The 1,372-nt window shown below is 35.3% G+C and carries 2 protein-coding genes; both read right to left on the bottom strand.

Going from position 1 to position 1,372, the window contains the following annotated elements:
* Window positions 1-67: 67 nt before the first annotated feature.
* Window positions 68-292, bottom strand: coding sequence for a helix-turn-helix transcriptional regulator (locus tag ADI58_RS01950; protein ID WP_001041099.1), 225 nt, complete (start codon window positions 290-292; stop codon window positions 68-70).
* Window positions 293-294: 2 nt separating this feature from the next.
* Window positions 295-891 carry a hypothetical protein gene (locus ADI58_RS01955; RefSeq protein WP_049521258.1) on the bottom strand — a complete coding sequence of 199 codons (597 nt, stop codon included), beginning with the start codon at window positions 889-891 and terminating at the stop codon, window positions 295-297.
* Window positions 892-1,372: the final 481 nt, after the last annotated feature.

Raw genomic sequence — 1,372 nt, forward strand, 5'->3', positions numbered from 1 at the left:
AATGGATTTTTTCTTTCGGCTTAATTCCTAATGAATCAAAGAACTTAATACTAGGTCTCGAAAAGAATTATGCTTCCTCTTTCTGTCTGAGTTCAAAGAGGTCTTCTACTTTCAGATTAAAAACTTGAGCAATTTTAAGAGCCATTTCTAGCGAAGGGTTGTAACGATTATTTTCCAAGTGCAGAATTGTCTCGCGTCGCATGCCGATGCGGTCGGCTAACTCCTGCTGGGTCATGCCTGTGGACTCACGAACAGATTTGAGATTAGTAATAATCTTGCTTTCTTTGGCCATGCTTATCCTCTACGTTCCAAGATAAAATAGACAACCGCAAAGATGAAAATCAAGGCAGCTATGCTAATAAATATCTGTCCCATGTAAAGAGTGAGAGACCCCATATACCCAATGATAACTGCTAGTATCATCAGTGCGCCTAGTATAAAAACAAACATCAAGCTAGCTGCCTTGGCTAAATTAGCATAAAAGCGTTCGTCCGGAGTTTCCTTGACATTTTTCAAGGAGAAAAAAACAAATACAATCACTTCAATAACGAGGCCAATTCCTAAAATCCATTCTTTAATACCAGAACTTTCGCTTGGGTTCGCAACCCAAATTCCTAATGTATAAAAAATACTTGCTGCAAGCACAAGTATCGCGTAAAGCTTAGCAGACAAGTCAAAAATAATCTTTCCCTTACCTTTCTGACTCTTATGAGGCCGTGGTTTCCTATGTAGCCAGCCCCAAATAGCTACAATTTGACCTAACACTGAAATACCAGTAATAACTAACTTGGGTCCCCAACTAAGATTAGAACCAAATAAAACAGTAAAATCAATAAAGAGAGCTACGGCAATCACTGCAATGAGGCCACGCATTTTTTGACTTTTTTTCATGATAGACTCCTTTTTTATGTTATAAATATATAACACTTAAATTTTATGTTATAAATATATCACATTTAAATTTAGAAAGCAAGAATTTATGTGCCAAGGTGGCAATTATTTGGAAAATCTAGATACTCTATGAATCTCTACTTTTTTCTTAGACTGTTATAAAGTCTGTCAGAATAAGCGTTATAGGTGTAGAAGTTAATTTTTACAGAACTAAATTATTCCCCTATTTAGAATCTATTAATTTATATTTTATAAATTAATTAGTAGATATCTTTCTTAAAATCCTTGAAATTTCGCTTGGGAACGGGCTTAGGATTTAGAAGTCAAGCATCCAAATCTCGTTCAGGCGATATGAATGGTTTGAGTTGATGGTCTTTATAAAATGTTTCTAATACTCTTCGAAAATCAAATTCAAACTACGTCAGCTTTGCCTTGCCGTAGATATATGTAACTGACTTCGTCAGTCTTATCTACAACCTCA

This window comes from Streptococcus mitis, from assembly GCF_001074635.1.
Lineage (GTDB): Bacteria > Bacillota > Bacilli > Lactobacillales > Streptococcaceae > Streptococcus > Streptococcus mitis_E.